The sequence below is a fragment of the Buttiauxella sp. B2 genome (genome assembly GCF_006376615.1).
Taxonomy (GTDB): Bacteria; Pseudomonadota; Gammaproteobacteria; order Enterobacterales; family Enterobacteriaceae; genus Buttiauxella.
Genome location: NZ_VEXQ01000012.1, coordinates 1 through 21,944, shown reverse-complemented (window position 1 = coordinate 21,944; position 21,944 = coordinate 1). Strand labels below are relative to the sequence as shown.

The following is a 21,944-nucleotide window of genomic DNA, read 5'->3' as shown; positions in this document are numbered from 1 at the left end:
ATATTGCGCAGCGCCGTCATTAATACAAAAAAACAACAATGACTTCCCAACCAGAGATAACACATCATGGAGTGAGTTATGTCGAACCAATGTTGCCCTGAAGGAATTACCCGTCGAAACCTGATGAAAACCAGCGCCATTAGCGGGCTGGCTCTTGCTGTAAGTGGTGTTTCCCTGCCCTTTAGCCTGCGCGCTACAGCTGCGGCCGTGGGCGCTGGGGTAAACCCGAGCCCTGAAGATAAAGTGGTCTGGGGAGCATGTTCCGTAAACTGCGGCAGCCGCTGTGCTCTGCGTTTACACGTTAGCGATGATGAAGTGACTTGGGTGGAAACCGATAACACTGGCGACGATGTGTATGGAAACCATCAAGTCCGCGCCTGTCTACGTGGCCGTTCGATTCGCCGCCGCATCAATCATCCCGAACGTCTGAATTACCCGATGAAGCGAGTCGGCAAACGCGGTGAAGGGAAATTTGAGCGTATTTCCTGGGATGAGGCGTTGGATACCATCACCAAAAGCCTTAAAGGCACAGTTGAAAAATATGGTAACGAAGCGGTTTACATTAACTACACATCGGGGATTGTAGGCGGGAATATCACACGTTCTTCGCCTTATGCGTCGCTGGTTGCGCGCCTGATGAACAGCTACGGCGGTTTTCTAAGCCACTATGGCACTTACAGTACTGCGCAAATTGCTTGCGCAATGCCTTATACCTATGGCAGCAACGACGGGAATAGCACCTCCGATATCGAAAACAGCAAGCTGGTTGTGTTGTTTGGCAACAATCCTGCCGAAACCCGCATGAGTGGCGGTGGCATTACTTATTATCTGGAACAAGCTCGCGAGCGCTCGAATGCGCGAATGATCATTATCGACCCACGTTATACCGATACTGCTGCCGGGCGCGAAGATGAATGGCTCCCCATTCGCCCAGGAACCGATGCCGCACTGGTTGCTGGTATCGCCCACGTTTTGATTAGCGAAAACCTGGTAGATCAGCCCTTCCTCGATAAATATTGCGTCGGTTACGATGAGAAAACATTGCCGGAAGGTGCTCCCGCGAACGGCCATTACAAAGCTTATATTCAAGGTATGGGTGACGATGGTGTAGAAAAATCCCCACAGTGGGCATCAGCGATTACTGGCATTCCGGTCGATAAAATCATTAAGCTCGCCCGTGAAATCGGCAGCACTAAACCCGCCTATATCGCTCAGGGTTGGGGGCCACAGCGCCAGGCCAACGGTGAGCTAACATCACGCGCAATCGCCATGTTGCCGATTCTAACCGGAAATGTCGGGATTAACGGCGGTAACAGTGGCGCACGCGAGTCCACTTACAACATCACGATTGAACGTATGCCCGTGCTTACCAATCCGGTAAAAACGCAAATCTCCTGCTTTAGCTGGACAGACGCTATCGCTCGTGGCCCAGAAATGACTGCCAAACGTGATGGTGTACGGGGTAAAGATAAACTGGATGTGCCAATTAAGTTCATCTGGAACTACGCCGGAAATACCATTACTAACCAGCATTCAGACATCAACAAAACCCACGATATCCTGCAAGACGACAGCCAGTGCGAAATGATAGTGGTCATCGAAAACTTTATGACCTCATCGGCAAAGTACGCCGACATTCTGTTACCAGATTTAATGACCGTCGAACAAGAAGACATTATTCCCAATGATTACGCCGGGAATATGGGCTATTTGATCTTTATTCAGCCTGCGACAAAACCGAAGTTTGAACGCAAACCGATCTACTGGATAACCAGCGAAATTGCGCGTCGCCTGGGGCCGAACATCTACCAAACGTTTACCGAAGGGCGCACACAGGAAGACTGGCTAAAATATCTGTACGCGAAGATGCTGGAAAAAGACCCTGCGTTGCCATCGTATGAAGCGTTACGGGCTATGGGGATTTATAAACGCAAAGATCCCAACGGGCATTTTGTTGCCTATAAAGAGTTCCGCGCCGACCCGGATACCAACCCGCTTAAAACGCCATCTGGTAAAATCGAAATCTACTCAAGCCCGCTTGCGGAAATTGCCGCCAGTTGGGAGCTTGAAAAAGACGAGACCATTAGCCCACTCCCGGTTTATGCCTCAACCTTCGACGGCTGGGATGCACCGGAACGCACGACTTACCCATTGCAGCTTTTCGGTTTCCACTATAAAGCCCGCACCCACTCAAGCTACGGCAACATTGATGTGTTGAAAGCCGCCTGCCGTCAGGAAGTGTGGATCAACCCGATTGATGCACAAAAACGCGGGATCACTAACGGCGATATGGTGCGCGTGTTTAACGGTCGTGGTGAATTACGTATTCCGGCGAAAGTCACACCGCGCATCATGCCGGGTGTGACGGCTATGGGCCAGGGTGCCTGGCACGACGCCAATATGACAGGCGATCGCGTCGACCATGGTTCATGCATCAATACGCTTACCTCGCAGCGCCCTTCACCGCTGGCGAAAGGCAATCCACAACATACTAATCTGGTCGACATCCAAAAGGCTTAAGGAGTAGCTGATGACAACCCAATATGGATTTTACATAGACTCAAGCCGCTGCACTGGATGCAAAACTTGCGAGCTTGCCTGCAAGGATTACAAGAACTTGTCTCCGGATGTCAGCTTCCGCCGCATTTACGAGTACGCAGGTGGCGACTGGCAGGAAGACAACGGCGTATGGCAGCAAAACGTGTTTGCCTATTACTTATCCATCGCCTGCAATCACTGCGAAGATCCGGCCTGCACCAAGGTCTGCCCGAGTGGAGCAATGCATAAACGCGAAGATGGTTTTGTGGTAGTAAACGAAGACGTGTGTATCGGCTGCCGCTACTGCCACATGGCATGCCCTTATGGCGCGCCGCAATATAACGCGGAAAAAGGCCATATGACAAAATGCGATGGCTGTTATTCCCGCGTCGCCGAAGGCAAGAAACCGATTTGTGTTGAGTCTTGCCCACTGCGAGCACTGGATATGGCACCGATTGAAGAATTGCGTAACAAATATGGTACCCAAGCGGCTATTGCACCGTTGCCATCTGCGCATTTCACCAAGCCAAATATTGTAATTAAACCCAATGCCAACGGACGCCCTTGTGGGGATAAAACCGGTTTCCTGGCAAACCCACAGGAGGTGTGAGATGGGAAGCGGATGGAATGAATGGCCGTTAGTGTTGTTTACCGTTCTGGGCCAGTGCGTTGTCGGGGCGGTAATCGTGATGGGGCTGGCATGGAACTCGGCCAGTAATAACAGCGAATTACAGCAAAAAATTGTCCGTTCAATGTTCTTTATTTGGGTTCTGATGGGCATTGCTTTTCTTGCCTCGGTTATACACCTCGGCTCGCCGTTACGAGCTTTTAACTCGCTCAATCGCGTTGGGCATTCTGCGTTAAGCAATGAAATTGCCAGCGGCTCGGTGTTCTTCGCTGTAGGTGGTTTCTGGTGGTTAATTGCGGTGCTAAAGAAAATGCCTGTCGCGATGGGTAGAGTGTGGCTGGCTGCAACCATGGTACTTGGGCTGGTTTTTGTCTGGGCGATGACCCGTGTGTACCAGATTGATACTGTGCCAACCTGGCATAATGGCTATACGACACTGAGCTTCTTCATCACAGTATTGCTGGGTGGCCCACTGCTTGGAACACTGCTGTTGCGGGCTGTGGGGTATTCGTTCCACAGCACAAAACTGGCAACGTTTAGCGTATTGGCGCTGTTTGTCGCCATCGCTGTTATCGTGTTGCAGGGTAGTGAACTGGCGGCGATTCAAAGTTCTGTACAACAAGCAAGCGCGTTAGTTCCTGACTATGCCTCGCTTCAGGTATGGCGTATCGCACTGTTGGCGCTGGGTTTGGGTTGCTGGATTTGCCCAATTGTGCGGCGTACCCCGCCCAAAACTCTCGGCTTGCTGATTGGTTTTATCCTGATTGTTGCCGGTGAATGTATTGGACGTGGGATCTTTTACGGTCTGCATATGACTGTCGGCATGGCGGTAGCAGGTTAATTAGTACAAAATGCGCGGGAAAACTCGCGCATCTTCGCGCAACAAGGAAAAGAACGATGTCTGAAACTAAGCAAAGAATGGCGACTATCGCCCTGACAGGAAAAGTGCTCGGCGCACTGTTTTATCAAGAGCCCAGCAGCCGGGACGTAGCAACGTTGTACGCCAATCTTGCAGACCCTGTATGGGCCCAACAATGGCCCGTTCAGCATGAAGAACTGGCAGCTATCGCGCAACGTATGGCAGACGGATTCAACTATGAGCCAGAATCGTTGAGCGAAGCCTGGCAGCGCCTGTTTATTGGCCCCTATGCTCTCCCGGCTTCGCCGTGGGGCTCGGTCTACCTTGATAAAGAACAGGTGCTGTTTGGTGATTCAATGCTTGAGCTGCGCCGCTGGATGCGTAAGAACGATATCTCCAACGAGCAAGAGTCAAACGAACCGGATGACCACATCGGTCTGCTGCTGATGCTGGCAGCCTGGCTTGCCGAAGAAGGCTTGCATCAGAAAGTAGACGAGTTGCTCGCCTGGCATATCCTGCAGTGGAGCGGACGTTTTCTGGAGTTGTTCATCGCCAATGCCGAGCATCCGTTCTACAAGGCACTGGGTGAATTAACCCAAATTACTCTTGCTAACTGGCGTGATGGAATGCTGATTCCGGTTGCCAGCAAAGAGCTCTATTTCTAAGAATCTGAGAAGCGGTCGCTTCGATTCAAAAGTTATTGTTTGGCGGGTTCACCCGCCAATAATCTTGCATTAATCCCCCTGCTAAACACCTTAACCTCATTTCACAAAAGTTACGGTGTAACTTACGCATTATCATTTTAAGACAATTCTTTACGTAGCGCCTGCAAGCGAGGCGGTACAAGGGAAAAACATTAATCCCCCTACAAATCATTAGCCTATAAATTTTCTCATAAAGTGGAATCATTCCCGCTGCGTTGCTATAGGTCAAAACACCCTGCCGACACTAGGCATAACAACATGCGGCCCACAAGGCGGCTATAACGTGGCACCCAGGGAGACACACAGCAATGCAAAATACATCGTTAGTTAAGCGCACTTTTTTAGGCGCTCTGGCACTTATTGTGGTGCTTGGTTTACTCATCTGGGGAATTGGCCTCGAAACAATACAAGCTCGCAAAGTGGATTTACTTTATCTCGGGCAACAGCATTTGATTTTAGTGTTTAGCTCAATGGCACTGGCTCTGTTAGTGGGAGTCCCAAGCGGGATTCTGCTCAGCCGCCCTGCTGCTCGTCGCTGGGCCGAATATGTCATGCAGATATTTAATGTCGGGAACACCTTGCCACCTTTAGCAGTATTGGCGCTGGCGATGGTGTTCATAGGCATTGGCGACAAACCAGCCATTATCGCGTTGTTCCTCGCATCACTTCTACCGATTGTTCGTAATACCTATTCCGGTTTATGTGGCGTTTCCCCCTCACTGATTGAAGCCGCCAATGGGATTGGTATGACAAAATGGCAGCGCTTGCGTCAGGTAGAAATACCAAACGCATGGTCTGTCATCTTGTCGGGCATCCGTATTGCAACAGCAATTAACGTGGGTACAGCACCGTTGGCATTTTTGATTGGTGCCAGCAGCTATGGAGAACTTATTTTCCCGGGTATTTATCTCAACGACTTCCCGACGCTAATTTTAGGTGCAGCCGCCACGGCACTCTTTGCCCTTGCCCTTGATGTTGCTCTCGCCGGTTTAGGACGTGCGTTAAGCCCACACACAGCGAAATAACAACAAAAAGGAGCTATTTATGAAGCCATTTATACCGCTGTTAGCTGCACTTACCGTAACGATATTGCTCGCAGGTATAGCAAAAGCCGACCCTATCGTACTGGCGACAAAAAGCTTTACTGAGCAGCATATTTTGTCGGCGATGACCACGCAGTACCTGGGTAAAAAAGGGTTCCAGATTAAGCCCCAAACCAACATTGCCACCGTAATTTCCCGTAATGCGATGATCAACAAACAAGTGGATATGACCTGGGAATATACCGGTACCTCACTGATCATTTTTAACCACATCAATAAACGAATGACGCCACAGGAATCTTACGACACCGTTAAAAAGCTAGATGCAAAACTGGGTCTGGTTTGGCTGAAACCGGCGGATATGAATAATACCTACGCTTTCGCCATGCAGCGCAAACGCGCTGAAGAGGAGAACATCAACACCATGTCCGAACTAGTGGCCAAAATTGAACACATCCGCCAGACCGACCCGGATAACAACTGGATGCTCGGCCTGGACCTGGAGTTTGCCGGACGAAGCGATGGTATGAAGCCGTTGCAGCAAGCCTACAACATGCCACTCGACCGACCACAGATTCGCCAAATGGACCCCGGCCTTGTCTATAACGCCGTGCGTGATGGCTTTGTGGATGCCGGATTGATTTACACCACTGATGGGCGAGTAAAAGGTTTCGACCTGAAAGTCCTGCGCGATGATAAAGGCTTTTTCCCAAGTTACGCCGTCACGCCAGTGGTGCGTAAAGAGACGCTGGAAGCAAACCCAGGCCTTGAAGACGCTCTGGATACCCTCTCCAGTTTGCTTAACAACGACGTGATATCCACGCTGAATGCCAAAGTGGATATCGACCATGAAACCCCGCAGCAAGTGGCTCGTGAATTCCTGCAACAGAAAGGTTTACTCTAAGGAGGCATCATGGAAACGTTGCATTATATGATTGATAACGCAGGGTATCTCGGCAGCCTGACACTTCAACACTTGTGGTTGGTTCTGCTGGCGGTGGGTCTTGCGATAGTGATTGGTGTACCGCTGGGCATTTTAATCGTGCGCCACAAATGGCTCGCCTCCCCGGTACTCGGTATCGCCACCATCGTTTTAACAATTCCTTCTATCGCGTTGTTTGGCCTAATGATTCCGCTATTTTCGATGGTCGGGCAAGGGATTGGCGTTTTACCCGCCATTACCGCCGTATTCCTCTATTCGCTGTTGCCGATTGTACGCAACACACACACTGCGCTTGAGAGTCTGCCACCTGGCCTGCGTGAGGCAGGGCGCGGTATTGGCATGACATTTTGGCAGCGCCTGCGCTGGGTAGAAATTCCAATGGCCTTGCCGGTGATTTTTGGCGGAATTCGCACGGCGGTAGTCATGAACATTGGTGTGATGGCTATCGCCGCAGTTATCGGCGCGGGGGGATTGGGTCTGTTATTGCTTAACGGGATCGGTAGTAGCGATATTCGTATGTTGATTGCCGGTGCAGTCATGATTTGTGTATTGGCTATTGTGCTTGATTGGTTATTGCACCGCCTACAACTGGTGCTGACTCCTAAGGGGATTCGCTAATGATTAAACTGGAAAATCTCACTAAACAGTTCGTTCAGAAGAATGGCCAAACTTTTAACGCGGTTGATAATGTCAGCCTGAATGTGCCTGAAGGTGAAATGTGTGTGCTGCTCGGCCCTTCCGGCTGCGGCAAAACCACGACGCTCAAAATGATTAACCGGCTGATTGCCCCAACTGACGGCAATATTCTGATTAACGGTAAAAATACTAACGAGCTGGATACCGTGACTTTACGCCGCAATATTGGCTACGTTATCCAACAAATCGGCCTGTTCCCGAATATGACGATTGAAGAAAATATTACGGTTGTGCCGCGCATGTTGGGCTGGGATAAAGCCCGTTGTAAAGAGCGGGCCAGCGAATTGATGAGTATGGTTGCGCTCGACCCGACTAAATTTCTGAATCGTTACCCCCGCGAGATGTCGGGTGGGCAGCAACAGCGTATTGGCGTGATTCGAGCGCTGGCGGCAGATCCTCCGGTGTTGCTGATGGACGAGCCTTTTGGTGCAGTTGACCCTATCAACCGCGAAGCGATTCAGAATGAGTTCCTGGAAATGCAGCGTCAGTTGAAGAAAACCGTCATGCTGGTTAGCCATGATATTGATGAAGCGCTGAAGCTAGGTGACCGTATCGCCGTGTTCCGTCAGGGGAAAATCGTGCAGTGTGCCAGCCCTGATGAGTTGCTTGCCAAACCGGCCAATGAGTTTGTCGGCTCGTTTGTCGGCCAGGACCGCACACTGAAACGGCTGCTGCTGGTTCAGGCAGGTGATGTAACGGACCAACAACCGACTATTACCGCACGTGAGTCCACATCATTACCGGAGGCGTTTGCCACCATGGATGATAACGACATGCGTTCGATTACCGTGGTGGACGGTGAAGGTAAGCCATTAGGATTTGTGAAACGCCGGGAAGCACGTGGTGCCACAGGCTCATGCTCTGAATTGCTGCACCCTTTCCGCGTTACAGGGCGTGCAGAAGATAACTTGCGTATCGTGCTGTCGAAACTCTACGAGCATAATATGGTGTGGATGCCTATCACCGATGAAGACGGGCGCTACAGCGGCGAGATTTCGCAAGATTATATTGCCGACTACCTGAGTTCGGGTCGTACTCGTCGGGTGTTAAATATTTACCAGCCGTAAAATCTCAAGGCGGATGTCCATCATCCGCCTTCGGTTACACAACTCGTTGATGTTTCCGAGTGACGCTTCGCTTTACCCACTCTACAATAGGCTTAATGCATCGCTTACATCACTTCCCGGACATGAAAGGTATGTTGCGGCGGCTTATTTTCGCCGTCGGGATTGGTATCGCCTCCGCAATCATCGTCTGGCTGTTTCGTCAGTCGATGTACTTTCTTGAAAGCGTATTCCTGGGTGATCACAGTGGCAGTTTAGTTGCCGCCGCTGCGGCATTGCCCCCATGGCGAAGGTTACTCACTCCGGCCCTCGGCGGCTTGCTTGCCGGTGCGTTACTTTGGGGTTGGCAGCGTGCCACACGTCAGCGCCCATCAGCGCCAACCGATTATATGGAAGCCATTGAAACCGGTGATGGGCGGTTGGATGTATCCGCAAGTCTGGTCAAATCTGCCGCCTCGCTGATTGTTGTGGCAAGCGGCAGCGCAATTGGCCGTGAAGGGGCGATGGTACTGCTGGCAACCGTCTTCGCTTCAGTGTTCGCGCAACGTTTCTCGCATAAAGATGAGTGGAAATTATGGGTTGCCTGCGGTGCAGCGGCGGGGATGGCCAGTGCTTATCATGCTCCGCTTGCGGGTAGCTTGTTTATCGCCGAGATTCTCTTTGGCACACTAATGCTCGCCTCGCTCGGCCCGGTGGTCATTGCCGCCGTCAGCGCGTTGCTGATGACCCACTTGTTGAACGATGAACAAGCGCTGCTTTATACAGTCCGGGCGCTAGGCACCCCGCAACCTGTCCAATATCTGCTGATGGCATCGCTTGGCATACTCGCGGGTTTTGCCGGGCCACTGTTTCTTTGGCTAATGGCGCAAAGCAGCAAGCTGTTTCAGAGTTTGCATTTAATTCCTCCCCTACAAATTGCGTTGGGTGGCTTGCTGGTTGGGCTTTTATCGCTTATCACGCCGCTAGTCTGGGGAAATGGTTACAGTGTGGTGCAATCGTTTTTATCACAACCTCCAGCGCTGCTTTTCGTGGCCGGGGTTCTGGTCTATAAACTGGTGGCGGTGCTGGCGAGCAGCGGTTCTGGCGCACCCGGCGGCGTATTCACACCGACATTATTCGTTGGTGCAGCGCTGGGAATGCTAGTGGGTCAATGGTGTGGATTATGGGCGTGGAGCGGAGATAACGTTGCAATACTGCTGGCACTCACTGGAATGGCAACGCTTTTGGCGGCCACAACGCATGCTCCGATTATGTCCACACTGATGGTTTGTGAAATGACCGGAGAGTTTACAATACTCCCCGGTTTATTGGTGGCGTGCGTTATTGCTTCTGCACTTTCGCGCTGGTTACGCCCGCAAACGGTCTACCGTCAGAGCGCCGCGAAGTCTGGATAAATCAATGTAGTTCGTGAGATCTCTTTGTTCTGCACGCGGCAAATAAGGTAGCTCACCAACCAGTGGCGCAGGCAGCTTTTTGCTTAATACGTCGATAATTTCAGCGTAATGTGCCAGCCCTGGATTGATACGGTTCGCTACCCAGCCAATAAGAGGTAAACCGTCATTAGCAATCGCCTGAGCCGTCAGCAAGGCATGGTTGATGCACCCTTCCTGAATCCCCACTACCATCAGCACCGGTAACTGCTCCTGAACCACCCATTCAGATAACGGGCGTAAATCGTTCATCAAGCTGCGCCAACCGCCAGTACCTTCAACCACAACGTGATCAACTTGCCCGGTTAAGTGTTGTAACCCGTCAGACAGTAGCGAGTAGTTAATCGGACCGTTGTGGCTAACACTGCTTTCCTCTTCGCTCAAAGCGATAGGATTAATGGCTTCGTAAGGGAGTTCGATGCTTGAAACACTTTGCAGAACTAACGCGTCTTTGTTGCGTAAACCCTCTGGCGTTTCTTTACTGCCTTTGGCTACCGGCTTATAGCCGACGACACTTTTGCCACTGGCCGCAAGAGCCTGCAACAAGGCGCGAGAAACCACAGTCTTCCCGACCGCAGTATCGGTACCCGTTATAAAGAAACGCGTAAGCATGACTAACTCCCAAGGTAATGCTCAAAGTGATTAAAAATTGATTAATTCAGGAGTGAAAGTCTAAAAGATTAGTGATTCGACCAGATTGAGATAGCGCAATTTTTAGTGAATCAGCCAATGACATTACCCTTGCAGCAAGCGAATCAATAACGAGCCGTTATACATTGCGTCTTTCACCAGCGCAGCCCCCGCCATCGTTCCACGGTGGTTGTACTGGGTACTTTCGACAATCATATGCTCGCTATATGCCGGTAACGCCTGTTGGCGGATGCAGCTAGTTATTGCCGGATGCAGAATATCTGCGGCTCGGTTGAAAGGTGAACCAATCAGGATTTTTTGTGGATGGAACAAATTGACCATAATCGCAAGAATACGACCGACATTGGTACCGATGCCAAGAATGATATCTTTCGCCAATAGATCACCGTTCAGCGCGGCGTCGCAGAGCGATTCCACCGTCAGCGGTTGTTCGTGCAGCATCGAACCCATTGACTGGCTCATTCGCAACTGTGCCAGTTCCAGCACACTGTCGACACTGGCAATAGTTTCCAGGCAGCCATGGTTACCGCAATAACAGCGTTTACCAAAGGGATCGACTTGCGTATGGCCAATTTCGACCAGGCTGCTGCTGCCCGCATGAAGTAAGCGTCCATCAGTAATCACACCTGCACCGACGTTGTTATCTATCACAACCTGAATAACATCCCGCGCACCTTTTGAGGCACCAAAAAGCCCTTCTGCCATCGTCCAGGCGCTGATGTCATGCTGGATATACACCGGAACACCAGTATAGTTTTCCAAAATCTCGCCCAAAGGCATATCGCAGATTTCATAAAACGGCATACGGTGCACTATGCCGCGTTTAGTATCGATAATGCCCGGCATAGTGATGGCAATCGCGGTAAGTCGTTCGAGTTTCTGCTGATGACGGATAAAAAATTGGTCTATCTGCGCGATTATCCGTTCGATAAGCGGTTGCAAGTCTTCAATGACCAGCGAAACGGTATCTTCAACAATCAACTTACTGCTTAAGTCATGCAGACCCAGTGAGATTTCCCCACGACTAATACGCACGGACAAATAATGCCATGCTTCAGTTTCCAGCATCAGACCCACGGCAGGACGGCCCCGGCTACCAGGATCCTGAATTTCCGTCTCCTGAACCAGATGGGCTTCAATCATTTCACGAACAATTTTCGTGATGCTGGCAGGAGCGAGTTGTGCCAGGCGAGAAAGATCGATGCGCGATACCGGACCATGGGTATCAATCAGACGATAAACAACGCCCGCATTGGTTTGCTTTATCTGATCTATATGGCCCGGTTGGCTATCAGCAACCACTTGCGACTCCCTTTATTTTCGCGCTTCGAAATAAACTTTGGGCTATGGTGAAACACTTCAAGTGAAGGAGTCAAATATTTAGGTAGGGTTGTGATTTACCGCACATATTCTGCTCTTTTAAATGCCTTTTAAAGCCGTTATTGACTGAGTTAGCAGTCTGGAGATTCGCAGCGCTGCCGCAGAGCGTTCACGATGCTTTGGCCACACCAGCAGCATTTCCGATTGCGCTTCAGATTCTTCTAAAGGCAGCCAAACCACATCCGATATTCGAATCCGTTCGAATGAGGCAGGAAGTATCGAAACCCCGAGTCCCGCAGACACCAGGCCAATAATGGTCATCGCCTCGCCGACCTCCTGAGTAATGTAGGGCGAAATGCCGTGGCGTTTCAGTAGGTCGAGAATATCGTCATACAGACCCGTACCCACATGAGGGTCAAAAAAGACAAACGGCTCATTTGCCAACTGTTGCAGGGATATTTTCGAACGCCCAGCTAAAGGATGATCTCGATGCACCATTGCCAGCAATGGCTCTCGCAGAACCAGGCATGAGGCAAGCGTGTCCGGTAGATGTGTATTACGCATCAGTCCGAGTTCAAGCTCCCCGTCGTTTAGCGGTGCGATTTGCTCACGAGTGTTAATTTCACGCATCTGGAGGTGAACATCAGGATAGCTACGACGAAAGGTCGAAAGGCTGTCCGATACCGCTTTAATAAATGGTGCTGATGAAGTGAAACCAATGCGTAACTCCCCTGTTTCCCCCTGATGCAGTCTGGCGGCACGCCCGGCGGCTGTCTCAACCTGGCTTAAAATCTGTCGAGCATCCTGCAAGAACTGACTACCCGCCGCCGTTAAGCTCACGCTGCGGTTAGTTCGCGCCAATAAAAGCGCGCCAATTTGCTGTTCAAGGATTTGAATTTGCTGGCTAAGTGGCGGCTGAGAGATGCGCAAACGCGCCGCAGCTCGTCCAAAATGCAATTCCTCGGCAACCGCAACAAAGTAACGTAAGTGGCGCAATTCAATATTCATACTTTAAACATATCAATTGAGATTATTAATATATTAGACAGAACATTGCCGATTTTCTACTCTGAAATAAGACGCCTATTCACGAGTAAATTAAGGAACCATTTTGAGCCGTACAACCCTCGTCGACACCGCACCGGTACAGGATGTTGACGAAAGACGTTCCCCCCAGCCTGTCACTTACATCAAACGTGGTTCACCACAGTTTATGCGCGTCACATTAGCGCTGTTTTCTGCAGGACTTGCCACCTTCGCTCTGCTTTATTGCGTACAACCGATATTGCCGGTTTTGTCGCAAGAATTTAGCGTATCACCCGCCAGCAGCAGTATCTCATTATCTGTTTCTACCGCGATGCTGGCGATTGGGCTGTTATTTACCGGGCCACTTTCCGATGCGATTGGCCGTAAACCCGTGATGGTCACCGCGCTGTTGCTCGCCTCAAGCTGTACCCTGCTTTCCACCATGATGACCAGTTGGCATGGGATTTTGGTGATGCGCGCCTTGATTGGACTTTCACTGAGCGGTGTCGCTGCCGTAGGCATGACCTATCTGAGTGAAGAAATTCACCCAAGCGTGGTGGCATTTTCGATGGGGCTGTATATCAGTGGGAACTCCATTGGTGGTATGAGTGGCCGCCTGTTAAGCGGCGTGATTACTGATGTTTTTAACTGGCGCATTGCCGTTGCTGCTATCGGCTGTTTCGCTCTGGCATCGGCCTTAATGTTCTGGAAGATACTGCCTGCTTCCAAACATTTCCGCCCTTCTTCGTTGCGGCCAAAAACTTTGTTTATAAACTTTCGCCTGCACTGGCGGGACCAGGGTTTGCCGCTGTTATTTGCCCAGGGTTTTTTATTGATGGGCGCATTTGTCACGCTGTTTAATTACATCGGTTATCGTCTGATGCAAGGGCCATGGTTTTTAAGCCAGGCGGTGGTGGGTTTGTTGTCGGTGGCGTATTTAACAGGCACCTGGAGTTCACCAAAAGCGGGAGCGATGACCACCAAATTTGGGCGCGGCCCGGTGATGATGGTTTCCACCGCAGTCATGCTGCTGGGTTTAGTGCTCACCGTCTTCTCTCCACTAACGATTATCTTTGCGGGCATGTTGCTGTTTTCTGCGGGATTTTTCGCAGCCCACTCAGTTGCCAGCAGCTGGATTGGCCCGCGTGCAAAACGCGCGAAAGGGCAAGCATCTTCATTATATTTGTTTAGCTATTACCTCGGTTCAAGCATCGCCGGGACGTTAGGTGGCGTTTTCTGGCATCAGTTTGGCTGGCCTGGTGTCGCAGGTTTTATTGGCTCACTGTTGGTCATTTCATTAATAGTGGGTACGCGTTTGCATCATCGCGCACATTAACCCCGTTACAGCCTCGTTTTCGGGATGGCTTTTTGCTATTTTCGCAGCGTTTACCATCCCTTGATGAGGCTCTATGGAAAAGCAAAACTACAACCACCTCACCCGCACCTTCCAGCGTCTTTCTCGTTTTGGGCATCTCTCCGCCATCGCTGGCTGGGATATGTTCACCAATATGCCACCCAACGGTAGCACCGCACGCGGCGAAGCCCTGGCTGAGCTGAGTGTTTTGCAGCACCAAATTCTGACCGATAAAAAAATCGCGACATTGCTACAGGCCGCCGTTCAGGAAGATTTAAATGATGTTGAACGTGCCAACCTGCGCGAGATGACACGCCAATATCAGGAAGCCATTTTGCTGCCAGCCTCGCTGGTAGAAGAAAAATCTCTGGTGGGTACTCGCTGTGAACATGGCTGGCGGACACAGCGCCCTGCCAATGACTGGCAAGGTTTCGCGACCAATTTGAAAGAGGTGGTCCGCGTTACGCGTGCAGAGGCAAAGCTGCGTGCCGATGCCAAAGGGAAATCCTGCTACGACGCCCTGTTAGATATTTACGAACCTGGCATGACGAGCGCCAAACTCGATGTGCTGTTCGGTGATTTGCGTACCTGGTTGCCGGATTTGCTGCAAAAGGTTGTCGATAAACAAGCGAAAGAGTCGGTCATCACACCAGTAGGCCCGTTCGCCACACACGACCAGCGTGAATTGGGTCTGGAAACAATGAAGCTGCTGGGCTTTGATTTTAATGGCGGCAGGCTTGATGTCAGTGCGCACCCGTTCTGCGGCGGCGTACCGGAAGATGTGCGAATCACCACACGCTACGATGAATCCGACCTGGTCAGTGCACTATTTGGTGTTATTCACGAAACGGGACATGCGCGCTATGAGCAAAACCTGCCGCGTGAATGGCTTGGTCAGCCTGTTGCGCTGGCGCGCTCTACGGCGATTCATGAATCACAAAGCCTGTTCTTTGAGATGCAATTAGGGCGCAGCAAAGAGTTCCTCAAACTGCTGTTGCCAATGGTTAAGACTCGTTTCGGTGCACAACCCGCATTTGAAACAGAAAACTTTATTGCCGTTAACCAGCGTGTTGAACGTGGATTTATTCGCGTCGACGCAGATGAAGTCAGCTATCCGGCTCACGTGGTGTTACGTTACGAAATCGAACGTGCGCTGATTGATGGCGAGATAGAAGTGGAAGACATTCCTGCGCTGTGGGATGAAAAAATGCAGCACTGGCTGGGTCTTTCTACAAAAGACAACTACCGTAACGGCTGTATGCAGGATATTCACTGGACTGACGGTGCCTTCGGTTACTTCCCGTCATACACGTTAGGCGCGATGTACGCCGCTCAACTGTTCAATGCCGCTCAACTCGCATTGCCACAGCTTGAAAGCGATATTTCAGAAGGAAACTTCAATGCGCTGTTTGACTGGTTGCGTCAGAACATCTGGCAGCATGGCAGCCGATTCACAACATCCGAGCTTATCACTAACGCTACCGGTGAAGACCTTAACCCATTATATTTCCGCAAACATTTAGAAGCGCGTTACCTTTAAAACACCGAAGCCGGGGAGCCATCCCCGGCTTTGTACAAACCGTTACACGTCGATACCAATCACTCACTGAAGGCTTTGATCCACAAGCCTATAGTTCATCTCAACGGCCCCGCAGTGGGGTTCAAACATAAACAAATTCTGAGGATGTCGAGATGAATAAAGTATTAGCTCTGGTTGTTGCCGCTGCAATGGGTCTGTCTTCTGCTGCTTTCGCTGCTGAAACTACTGCGGCTCCTGCACCTGCTGCAACTTCTGCTGCTGCGAAAGCACCTGCTGCAAAAACCACTCATCACAAAAAACACAAAAAAGCCGCTACCGAGCAAAAAGCTCAGGCAGCTAAAAAACACAAAAAAGAAGTGAAGAAAACCGACGCGGCAAAACCTGCGCAGAAAGCCCAGGCTGCTAAAAAACATCACAAAAAACCTGTAGCAAAAACTGAAGCAGCAAAACCTGCAACTCAGCCAGCAGCATAAGGTTATCGGGGTTAACCCGAAAGCATTGCCACACTAAAAACACCCGGTTTACCGGGTGTTTCATTCCGGAGTCTGGATGATGTTGCGACGCTATAGTTTTGAAATCATCCTAACGCTGCTCATTCTTTGCGGCATTATTACGCTAAGCTTCTGGCTTTAATGACTTTTCACTCCCAATTTTTGTGCGACCCGTCTATAGTTAAACCGTTCAGTCGGTTTATATAACAATCAAAATTAATCGCCCCGTCAGAGAGTGATATGCGCAAAAAAGTTGTAATGCTGTTAGGAGTGCTGTGCCTTTTACCCGCTCTAACCCATGCTGATGACGAAAGTGCTGCTGACGTCAAAACGTTGTTTTTTGGCAAGGATGACCGCACAAAAGTCACCGATCCAGCGACGCCTCCATGGGATGCCATTGGCCAACTCGAAACGGCTAGCGGTAATCTGTGCACCGCAACGTTAATCTCCCCCCATCTGGCGCTGACTGCCGGACACTGCCTGCTGCAACCCCCACGTGGAACGCCCGATAAAGCTATCGCATTGCGTTTCATTTCCAATAAAGGGAAGTGGCGTTACGAAATTCATGACATTGAAGGCCGTGTTGAGTCATCTCTGGGCCATCGCCTTAAACCTGATGGCGACGGTTGGATTGTGCCAGCCGGTGCGGCACCTCATGATTTTGGTTTGATTGTGATACACAATCCGCCGTCAGGTATCACGCCGTTGCCATTGTTTGAAGGCGACCGCGATGCGTTAACCCAAGCCCTGAAAGTCCAGAACCGGAAAGTCACGCAATCGGGTTATCCCGAGGATCATCTTGACGATCTTTATACCCATAACAACTGTCTGATTACCGGCTGGGCACAAAAAACAGTGCTCTCGCATCAGTGCGATACGTTGCCTGGGGACAGTGGTTCGCCGCTGATGCTAAACACAGACAACGGCTGGCAATTGATTGGAGTGCAAAGCTCCGCTCCCGCAGCCAAAGACCGCTACCGTGCCGATAACCGTGCTATTTCTGTTACCGGTTTTCGTGACCAGCTACAAAGTTTGGCCAACCAGTAATCACACCGCCGGACATTGCTGCCCGGCGGTTTTCTTTAGGCAAGTTTGATTATCACCATTCCCGTCAGCAATAACGCGAGCCCTATCCAGCCTTTGCGATTAAGTCGCTGGCCGAATAAAATCGAGCCCGCCGCCACGGTTGCGATAATCCCAAACCCACCCCATAACGCGTAAGCCACTGACAATTCGATACCTTTTACCGCCTGTGCCAGTGCACTAAACGCCGCCAGTACCGCAAATAGCGATAACAAGCCATAGCCAAAACGGCGGAACCCATCAGAGTGTTTTAGAAAGATGTTGGCAATGATTTCCAGCACAATCGCCACTAGCAGCCACAGCGCATGAACCCATTCAAACGACTGCATGATCACACTCCTTTGTGACTTTTACCGTTCGCGTTTTCCTGGTACTGGTACCGGATTTAATCAATGCAATACCCACCACCAATGTGGTCAATCCGATTATTTTTAGTAGTGAAATTGACTCATCAAACAGAAGAACACTGAACAAGGTAATAAATAAAATGCCGATCCCTTCCCACATGGCATACGCAACGCCAAGTGCGATTTTTTTAACCGAAAATGAGAGTAAAATATAAGACAATGCAATCATGAATAACATGAAAATATAACCGAGGTTGTCATCGCTGACGCTCGACCATTTCATTGATAATGTGCCGGTGATTTCCGCAATAATAGCGAGTGCCAATAGAATCCAATAGATCATGATTTCTCTCCGATAGAGAAAATAGCCGTTCCACAGCTTGCAAATACACAAAAAATAGCAGGCAAGCCGAATAAAAAATGTTTATTTATCCCGCGGTAATTCGGGATTCAGGAAGGCAGATCTACAGCGCGTTACGCCAGTGTTGTTCGCCAGAAAGCGAAAATGCAGCGTAGAAAGACGGGGCTTGAAGGGTTACTAACGTTCTGAACAGCTTGTTCGTAAGCATAATGTCCATAATTTTCACAACGTATCCGCGTTGTTGCTTCTCATCAGTTGCGGATAGTAAATTGTCCTCGGTAGTCAAACACCCTGAATTTGTACCATATTTTAGGATTTACCCACCTCCCCTTTTCAATTCTTTACGCTCTGCTATAAGAAAATAAATGTGTATTCATCCGTTCCTCACCCGTATTATGCAAATAATTAAGGAACACATTATTTAGATGGAGACCGGCAATAATGGCAAAACCCATTATTACGTTAAGTGGATTAAAATTAGTCATTATGCTGGGAATGTTAGTCATCATTCTGGTCGGTATAAAAGTGGCTGCCGATATCATCGTGCCCTTTATTCTGGCACTGTTTATAGCCATCATCCTTAACCCGGTGATATGCCGCCTGGAGCGCATTCGTGTCCCACGCGTGCTGGCGATTACTTTTGTCATTTCGTTGATTATCTTCCTGGTCGTGCTGCTACTCGCCTATCTGGGGACGACGCTTAATGAGTTAACACGTACGTTGCCGCAATATCGCTCATATTTAATTTCACCGCTGCAAACCATGGAGCCGTGGCTGAAACGCATCGGGTTCTCCGTGTCAGTTGATGAATTGGTCAAATACATCGACCCTAATGCCGCGGTGACGCTAGTCACCAATCTTATCACTCAGCTTTCAAACGCGATGACTTCGATCTTTTTGCTGCTGCTGACAGTCGTATTTATGTTAATTGAAGTACCGCAATTACCGCTAAAACTTCAGCAACTGATGTCTCGCCCGGCAGAAGGTATGGTGGCCATTCAACGCGCGTTGGACAGTGTGAGCCGTTATCTGGTGCTGAAAACCGCCATCAGCCTGGTGACGGGCCTTGTGGTCTGGATAATGTTAGCCATGCTGGAAGTACGTTTTTCCTTTGTCTGGGCACTTTTCGCCTTCTCACTCAATTACATTCCAAATATCGGTTCTGTTTTGGCCGCTATACCTCCTGTGGCACAGGTTCTGGTGTTCAGTGGCTTGTATGACGCGCTGTTAGTCATTGCCGGTTATCTAGCCATCAACCTGGTCTTTGGCAATATCATCGAACCACGCATGATGGGACGTGGACTGGGTTTATCCACGCTGGTGGTATTCTTATCGTTGATATTCTGGGGATGGCTGCTGGGGCCGGTGGGTATGTTGCTGTCGGTCCCACTAACGATTGCTGTGAAAATTGCTCTTGAACAAAACGAGGGTGGCAAGCGTATCGCCGTATTGTTAAGCGATGTGGCACAAAGCTAATCAGGCAGAGCTGTTCACAATAGGTAAGCGGCTCTGCCATGAAATTACATGCTGTAACCCGGTTTTTTAGCTAGCGTCTCAAGAGCCGGTGCGATTTCTTTGTCGTACACATCCTCTTTCCAGCGTTCTTTCGGGATAGGCGTTAAAGCGACAGAAAGCGACTCATCTGTTGAATTGAAATGCTTCTTAAGTACGGTGCAAATATCAGCAGCCAGCGCTTCTTTCTGCTCATCAGTGAGTTCACGCGGAAAGTGTTTTACAGTGATATGAGGCACAACAGTTCTCCTTAAAAATTACGTTAACAGATATTCATTTTGGGTAGATAGCCGCAAATTCATCAAGACTTATGCCATGCTGCGCATGGTTCAGGTGCAAACCAAAGACATCTTGTAGTATCCGATATAACTCGGCTTCATCCTTTATGTCCTGGCGCTGCTGCCCGTTGTTAAACTGGCGGTTGTTCAGCGTCATCGTCGTGCCATCGATATTGTGTAAACACAGCATTAAATGATGCCGAAAATGCGATTCAGGCCAGGTTGAAACATAATGGTTAGCGACCTGAAAGTCGCTAAAATATTGCGGTTGTAAATCAAATCGATAAAGAGGAATCCATTCATCTTGCTGTTTGATACTCAACAAGTAATCACCATCCAGATGCGTTAATCGGTAGATGCCGTGAGCGGTTAGCTGTTCAACGTCCGTTTCCAGGCGCAAAGGCGAAGTCAGCGTTTTCCCACCAAATCCTACATCCGCCAGATAACGTTGCTGATTAATTGTCACTAATAATAAGCGATGGGTTCTTGGCGGCATTTCTGGTGGCTGAGCGATTAATACTCTGGCACCTAAGTCCTCAACAGCAAAACCGATGTCCTCTAATGCCGCTCGCAACAACGCATTTTGCTCGTAACAGTAGCCACCACGCCAGGCGACGACGAGTTTTTCAAATACATTGTCCAGTTCGAGTTTGATTGTTCGCCCAAGTAACACGTCTAAATTTTCAAAAGGAATGGAACAACTGTGCATCAGGTGTATACGCTGCAAAGTTTCTAATGTCGGCGTAGCCTCACCATCAAAATCAATACGCGCAAAATACGCTTGTCGGTCAAAAGTCATCGTCCCTTCCCCTTAAAATTTGATGTATTCACTATAAAGCGTTTTTTTCATAGCAAATGATCGATAATGCTCTGACCGGAATAACTACTGCGCTACAGGAAACTCGCCATGAAATCCAAGTCGATAACGCTCTACGATGTCGCGAAATATGCCAATGTTTCCTATCAAACGGTGTCGCGCGTTATCAACCAGGCGGAACATGTTTCTGACAAAACCCGGCGTAAAGTCGAAGCGGCAATGTTGGCACTAAACTACGTTCCCAATCGTGTGGCACAGCAGCTGGCGGGGAAACTGAGCCATACCATTGGGCTGGTAACCAGCAATTTATCGCTTCACGCGCCATCGCAAATCGCAGCCGCCATCAAATCACAGGCCAGCAAACTCCACTTTAATGTGGTGATGTCGATGATTGAGCAACCCGATGTCGACGCCTGTAAAAGTGCCGTGAACAGCCTGCTTTCACAACGCGTAGATGGGCTGATTGTGAATATCCCACTTGAAGATGAGCATGCACAAACCATTACCGAAATGTGTGGCAATGTTCCCGCGTTGTTCCTTGATGTTTCATCCGAACTCAGTACTCACAGTATTACGTTTGATGCCACAGCTGGAGCGAGTCTGGCGGTTGAACATCTCATCCATCAGGGCCACCAGCACATAGCCTTACTGGGTGGGCCGCAGAATTCAGTTTCCGCTCGTTTGCGCCTTGAAGGCTGGCAACAAGCGCTTGCAAAACATCAACTCAGCCCAGTGGCTCAGTTGCAGGGCGACTGGGGTTCACTCTCGGGATATCTCCAGACGCTTGCGCTGCTCAGCCTCGGGACAACATTTACTGCCCTGCTGGTAGCAAACGATCAAATGGCATTAGGTGCTTTACGTGCATTAAACGAGTCCGGTTTATCCGTTCCGGGGCAAATATCGGTCATTGGTTATGACGACACCGAAGACAGCGCGTGTTTTATCCCGCCGCTCACTACGATTAAACAAGATTTTAAAATGTTGGGTAATGCTAGCGTCGACAGGCTGCTGGCGTTGATTCACGACGCGGAACTGCCCACAAAAACAACCGTTTTGCCCGTCACACTTATTGAGCGTAAAACCACGGCGGCACCTGAGTCTTACATAACGTCGCCACAAGCTCTGGCCGACGCGCTTGCCGTACTTGCGCGTCAGGTTGCACGCCTGAAGTAATTTCTGTGAATCGTCTCACCTGAAACTGTTTTGATGCTTTACATCTGCACAGCCAAAAATCATAGTAATTTAAATTGTGAGCGCAT

22 protein-coding genes are annotated in these 21,944 nt (G+C 49.9%); 15 read left to right on the top strand and 7 right to left on the bottom strand.

What is annotated here, in order from left to right; translation table 11 throughout:
- The first annotated feature begins 78 nt into the window (after positions 1–78).
- The 9 genes from ynfE (at position 79) to clcB (ending at position 9,869) form a co-directional block, all read left to right on the top strand.
- Positions 79–2,520, top strand: coding sequence for a selenate/tellurate reductase subunit YnfE (ynfE, locus tag FH968_RS14260; RefSeq protein WP_139880515.1), 2,442 nt, complete (start codon positions 79–81; stop codon positions 2,518–2,520).
- 10 nt (positions 2,521–2,530) lie between these two features.
- Complete coding sequence (locus tag FH968_RS14255) at positions 2,531–3,148, top strand: DMSO/selenate family reductase complex B subunit (RefSeq protein ID WP_139880514.1); 618 nt, start codon at positions 2,531–2,533, stop codon at positions 3,146–3,148.
- A gap of 1 nt (position 3,149) precedes the next feature.
- Positions 3,150–4,007, top strand: coding sequence for a dimethyl sulfoxide reductase anchor subunit family protein (locus FH968_RS14250; RefSeq protein ID WP_139880512.1), 858 nt, complete (start codon positions 3,150–3,152; stop codon positions 4,005–4,007).
- 56 nt (positions 4,008–4,063) lie between these two features.
- The gene (dmsD, locus tag FH968_RS14245) at positions 4,064–4,690 is read left to right on the top strand and encodes a Tat proofreading chaperone DmsD (protein ID WP_139880510.1); all 627 of its coding nucleotides are present in this window, start codon (positions 4,064–4,066) and stop codon (positions 4,688–4,690) included.
- Between the two features lie 347 nt (positions 4,691–5,037).
- Positions 5,038–5,754, top strand: coding sequence for an osmoprotectant ABC transporter permease OsmY (osmY, locus tag FH968_RS14240; protein ID WP_139880508.1), 717 nt, complete (start codon positions 5,038–5,040; stop codon positions 5,752–5,754).
- Positions 5,755–5,773: 19 nt separating this feature from the next.
- The gene (gene osmX / locus FH968_RS14235; protein ID WP_139880506.1) at positions 5,774–6,676 is read left to right on the top strand and encodes an osmoprotectant ABC transporter substrate-binding protein OsmX; all 903 of its coding nucleotides are present in this window, start codon (positions 5,774–5,776) and stop codon (positions 6,674–6,676) included.
- 9 nt (positions 6,677–6,685) lie between these two features.
- Complete coding sequence (osmW, locus tag FH968_RS14230; RefSeq protein ID WP_139880504.1) at positions 6,686–7,333, top strand: osmoprotectant ABC transporter permease OsmW; 648 nt, start codon at positions 6,686–6,688, stop codon at positions 7,331–7,333.
- Entirely contained in the window at positions 7,333–8,478 is a 1,146-nt protein-coding gene (osmV, locus tag FH968_RS14225; protein ID WP_139880502.1) for an osmoprotectant ABC transporter ATP-binding protein OsmV, read from the top strand. The genes osmW and osmV overlap by 1 nt, the downstream gene beginning before the upstream one ends.
- 95 nt (positions 8,479–8,573) lie before the next feature.
- Positions 8,574–9,869, top strand: coding sequence for a voltage-gated ClC-type chloride channel ClcB (gene clcB, locus FH968_RS14220; RefSeq protein WP_139880499.1), 1,296 nt, complete (start codon positions 8,574–8,576; stop codon positions 9,867–9,869).
- Here the strand turns inward: clcB and bioD are convergent.
- The 3 genes from bioD to FH968_RS14205 all read right to left on the bottom strand — a co-directional run bounded on the left by bioD (position 9,822) and on the right by FH968_RS14205 (position 12,884).
- Positions 9,822–10,517, bottom strand: a complete 696-nt coding sequence (gene bioD, locus FH968_RS14215; protein WP_139880497.1) for a dethiobiotin synthase — start codon at positions 10,515–10,517, stop codon at positions 9,822–9,824. The two genes, clcB and bioD, sit on opposite strands and share 48 nt — an antisense overlap.
- A gap of 123 nt (positions 10,518–10,640) precedes the next feature.
- A complete protein-coding gene (mlc, locus tag FH968_RS14210) occupies positions 10,641–11,858 on the bottom strand; it encodes a sugar metabolism global transcriptional regulator Mlc (RefSeq protein ID WP_139880495.1) in 1,218 nt (405 codons plus the stop codon).
- Positions 11,859–11,975: 117 nt separating this feature from the next.
- A complete protein-coding gene (locus FH968_RS14205; protein WP_139880493.1) occupies positions 11,976–12,884 on the bottom strand; it encodes a LysR family transcriptional regulator in 909 nt (302 codons plus the stop codon).
- A 103-nt stretch (positions 12,885–12,987) separates the two neighbouring features.
- Here FH968_RS14205 and FH968_RS14200 point away from each other — a divergent pair, with 103 nt between their 5' ends.
- The 4 genes from FH968_RS14200 (at position 12,988) to FH968_RS14185 (ending at position 17,334) form a co-directional block, all read left to right on the top strand.
- Positions 12,988–14,238: an MFS transporter gene (locus FH968_RS14200; protein WP_139880491.1), complete on the top strand. Its 1,251-nt coding sequence runs from the start codon at positions 12,988–12,990 to the stop codon at positions 14,236–14,238.
- Positions 14,239–14,311: 73 nt separating this feature from the next.
- Entirely contained in the window at positions 14,312–15,796 is a 1,485-nt protein-coding gene (locus FH968_RS14195; RefSeq protein ID WP_139880489.1) for a carboxypeptidase M32, read from the top strand.
- A 152-nt stretch (positions 15,797–15,948) separates the two neighbouring features.
- Positions 15,949–16,269: an acid resistance repetitive basic protein Asr gene (asr, locus tag FH968_RS14190; RefSeq protein WP_139880488.1), complete on the top strand. Its 321-nt coding sequence runs from the start codon at positions 15,949–15,951 to the stop codon at positions 16,267–16,269.
- Positions 16,270–16,527: 258 nt separating this feature from the next.
- The gene (locus tag FH968_RS14185; protein ID WP_139880486.1) at positions 16,528–17,334 is read left to right on the top strand and encodes a serine protease; all 807 of its coding nucleotides are present in this window, start codon (positions 16,528–16,530) and stop codon (positions 17,332–17,334) included.
- A gap of 35 nt (positions 17,335–17,369) precedes the next feature.
- On the opposite strand, the gene mdtI is transcribed toward FH968_RS14185, so the two are convergent.
- Both mdtI and mdtJ read right to left on the bottom strand, forming a co-directional pair.
- Positions 17,370–17,699, bottom strand: a complete 330-nt coding sequence (gene mdtI, locus FH968_RS14180; protein WP_139880484.1) for a multidrug/spermidine efflux SMR transporter subunit MdtI — start codon at positions 17,697–17,699, stop codon at positions 17,370–17,372.
- On the bottom strand, positions 17,686–18,063 hold the full coding sequence (gene mdtJ / locus FH968_RS14175) for a multidrug/spermidine efflux SMR transporter subunit MdtJ (protein ID WP_139880742.1): 378 nt from the start codon (positions 18,061–18,063) through the stop codon (positions 17,686–17,688). Before mdtJ ends, mdtI begins: the two co-directional genes overlap by 14 nt.
- A 456-nt stretch (positions 18,064–18,519) precedes the next feature.
- Here mdtJ and FH968_RS14170 point away from each other — a divergent pair, with 456 nt between their 5' ends.
- Positions 18,520–19,554: an AI-2E family transporter gene (locus FH968_RS14170; RefSeq protein ID WP_139880482.1), complete on the top strand. Its 1,035-nt coding sequence runs from the start codon at positions 18,520–18,522 to the stop codon at positions 19,552–19,554.
- 44 nt (positions 19,555–19,598) lie between these two features.
- Here FH968_RS14170 and pptA read toward each other — a convergent pair whose 3' ends face one another.
- The gene (gene pptA / locus FH968_RS14165) at positions 19,599–19,829 is read right to left on the bottom strand and encodes a tautomerase PptA (RefSeq protein ID WP_139880479.1); all 231 of its coding nucleotides are present in this window, start codon (positions 19,827–19,829) and stop codon (positions 19,599–19,601) included.
- A gap of 34 nt (positions 19,830–19,863) precedes the next feature.
- Entirely contained in the window at positions 19,864–20,667 is an 804-nt protein-coding gene (locus tag FH968_RS14160) for an arylamine N-acetyltransferase (protein WP_139880477.1), read from the bottom strand.
- Positions 20,668–20,775: 108 nt separating this feature from the next.
- Between FH968_RS14160 and FH968_RS14155 the strand changes: the two genes are divergently transcribed.
- The gene (locus tag FH968_RS14155; RefSeq protein WP_139880476.1) at positions 20,776–21,858 is read left to right on the top strand and encodes a LacI family DNA-binding transcriptional regulator; all 1,083 of its coding nucleotides are present in this window, start codon (positions 20,776–20,778) and stop codon (positions 21,856–21,858) included.
- Positions 21,859–21,944 lie beyond the last annotated feature (86 nt).

Coding starts and splice junctions, on each gene's coding strand:
- clcB (WP_139880499.1), top strand. CDS start 8,574: ATGCATCGCTTACATCACTTCCCGGACATGAAAGGTATGTTGCGGCGG.
- FH968_RS14250 (WP_139880512.1), top strand. CDS start 3,150: ATGGGAAGCGGATGGAATGAATGGCCGTTAGTGTTGTTTACCGTTCTG.
- ynfE (WP_139880515.1), top strand. CDS start 79: ATGTCGAACCAATGTTGCCCTGAAGGAATTACCCGTCGAAACCTGATG.
- FH968_RS14160 (WP_139880477.1), bottom strand. CDS start 20,667: ATGACTTTTGACCGACAAGCGTATTTTGCGCGTATTGATTTTGATGGT.
- FH968_RS14185 (WP_139880486.1), top strand. CDS start 16,528: ATGCGCAAAAAAGTTGTAATGCTGTTAGGAGTGCTGTGCCTTTTACCC.
- FH968_RS14205 (WP_139880493.1), bottom strand. CDS start 12,884: ATGAATATTGAATTGCGCCACTTACGTTACTTTGTTGCGGTTGCCGAG.
- FH968_RS14170 (WP_139880482.1), top strand. CDS start 18,520: ATGGCAAAACCCATTATTACGTTAAGTGGATTAAAATTAGTCATTATG.
- FH968_RS14255 (WP_139880514.1), top strand. CDS start 2,531: ATGACAACCCAATATGGATTTTACATAGACTCAAGCCGCTGCACTGGA.
- osmX (WP_139880506.1), top strand. CDS start 5,774: ATGAAGCCATTTATACCGCTGTTAGCTGCACTTACCGTAACGATATTG.
- FH968_RS14195 (WP_139880489.1), top strand. CDS start 14,312: ATGGAAAAGCAAAACTACAACCACCTCACCCGCACCTTCCAGCGTCTT.
- asr (WP_139880488.1), top strand. CDS start 15,949: ATGAATAAAGTATTAGCTCTGGTTGTTGCCGCTGCAATGGGTCTGTCT.
- FH968_RS14155 (WP_139880476.1), top strand. CDS start 20,776: ATGAAATCCAAGTCGATAACGCTCTACGATGTCGCGAAATATGCCAAT.
- osmY (WP_139880508.1), top strand. CDS start 5,038: ATGCAAAATACATCGTTAGTTAAGCGCACTTTTTTAGGCGCTCTGGCA.
- osmV (WP_139880502.1), top strand. CDS start 7,333: ATGATTAAACTGGAAAATCTCACTAAACAGTTCGTTCAGAAGAATGGC.
- osmW (WP_139880504.1), top strand. CDS start 6,686: ATGGAAACGTTGCATTATATGATTGATAACGCAGGGTATCTCGGCAGC.
- bioD (WP_139880497.1), bottom strand. CDS start 10,517: ATGCTTACGCGTTTCTTTATAACGGGTACCGATACTGCGGTCGGGAAG.
- mdtI (WP_139880484.1), bottom strand. CDS start 17,699: ATGCAGTCGTTTGAATGGGTTCATGCGCTGTGGCTGCTAGTGGCGATT.
- dmsD (WP_139880510.1), top strand. CDS start 4,064: ATGTCTGAAACTAAGCAAAGAATGGCGACTATCGCCCTGACAGGAAAA.